Source organism: Haloferax profundi (genome assembly GCF_001469865.1).
Lineage (GTDB): Archaea > Halobacteriota > Halobacteria > Halobacteriales > Haloferacaceae > Haloferax > Haloferax profundi.
Genome location: NZ_LOPV01000087.1, coordinates 1 through 1,252, shown reverse-complemented (window position 1 = coordinate 1,252; position 1,252 = coordinate 1). Strand labels below are relative to the sequence as shown.

The following is a 1,252-nucleotide window of genomic DNA, read 5'->3' as shown; positions in this document are numbered from 1 at the left end:
CAGCAGGGTCAGATTCGTCAGGTGTAAACTGAATTCTATTCTCGAGGGGTTCAGGGGTCGGTTCGGGTGTAGATTCAGGAGTTGGTTTCGGGGTTGGTTCGGGAGTTGGTTTCGGCTCAGTAACACTTTCAACAGGTTTGTTTTCATCACTCACCTCCTCTTTAGGGGAACCAGCGTTCAGTAACCCCGAACCAAGGCAACCAGATAGGAGTACCATGCTGGCTCCGATGCCCCCCGCAAATTGTCGTCTGTACATACAGTTACGATGGCGTTATAGGTATTAGATTATGAAGTTCATACTATACTGAATATAGCTCTCAAAAGACTGTTCTCGAAGGGTTAATTCTGTAATAACTATCTATAGAACTGCGGGAGGAATTGTAAAAACATGAACAGGACGACATCTAAAAAAAACCATAGATCCATCAGGGTTGTTAATCTTCATGGGGCACCATTCTGGTGTATGGTCTCGAATACCATTCTCTGGGTGGGTGCATTCGTATTCTACGGCCTTGGAGATTACATAACGACACTAGTTGGTTTACGCCATGAGAGCGTTGAGGAGAGGGTTCCCTTACTCCGTTATTTGATCGGTCCAAAGCCATCTGCGACAGGTCTTATATTTGTAAAAATCTCCTCGTTGAGTGTCTGTGCCAGTTTATATATGCTCTTGGCCAGTCATCCACATCGATGGTTTATTCCTGCAGTTCTCGTCGTGCTAGGGGTTGCTGCAGTTGTCAACAATTTATTAATAATCAAACGTGTGAGCGCGCTTTAATGAAGGGGCTTTGATGTGAGACAATCAGAGTATTTGATGGGGGTGAATCTACCCATGTTATTAGTGTTAAGAAGTGGCGTGCCATTTCGTCGGTCCACAGGGGAATTCTCAAGGGCACTGGAAAGCATTCACCTAACCGATGCGTCTAGAGGTCTCTCTCAGGTCGGTTTCGGAGACAGCGTACGATGTCTCATACCATCATTCACTCCGGTCTGCCCTGTGGGAGCGCCTCCGAGCTGGGTTTGCAGAAACACACGATGCAAATGAGCCCGTGGGGCTCAGTTTCTCGAATATATTTCCATGGGGCGGTCTCACTGTCGACGACACCCGAAAGCTTCGTGTCGCATCACCAAACCGGGCGGTCCTCAATACACTCGCTGAGTCGCTACTCACTTCCCAAATTCTCTCCGTCGGCGAGATGACGTTCGAGGTTGAGAACGTCGACGTTCAGGCACCCGACGTCGGGGAACCAGG

The 1,252-nt window shown here is 48.4% G+C and carries 1 protein-coding gene and 2 pseudogenes; 2 read left to right on the top strand and 1 reads right to left on the bottom strand.

The window, feature by feature from the left end:
• Positions 1-217 (bottom strand): annotated as a pseudogene (locus tag AUR66_RS22530) (hypothetical protein); the annotation flags it as partial.
• A gap of 171 nt (positions 218-388) precedes the next feature.
• On the opposite strand from AUR66_RS22530, the gene AUR66_RS21090 reads away from it, so the two are divergent.
• Both AUR66_RS21090 and AUR66_RS22525 read left to right on the top strand, forming a co-directional pair.
• Entirely contained in the window at positions 389-778 is a 390-nt protein-coding gene (locus tag AUR66_RS21090; RefSeq protein ID WP_157532990.1) for a DUF5658 family protein, read from the top strand.
• A gap of 139 nt (positions 779-917) precedes the next feature.
• Positions 918-1,252, top strand: a pseudogene (locus AUR66_RS22525) (CRISPR-associated endoribonuclease Cas6); the annotation flags it as partial.

Excerpts from the sequence above, each read along its gene's own strand:
- AUR66_RS21090 (WP_157532990.1), top strand. The coding sequence starts at position 389 with ATGAACAGGACGACATCTAAAAAAAACCATAGATCCATCAGGGTTGTT.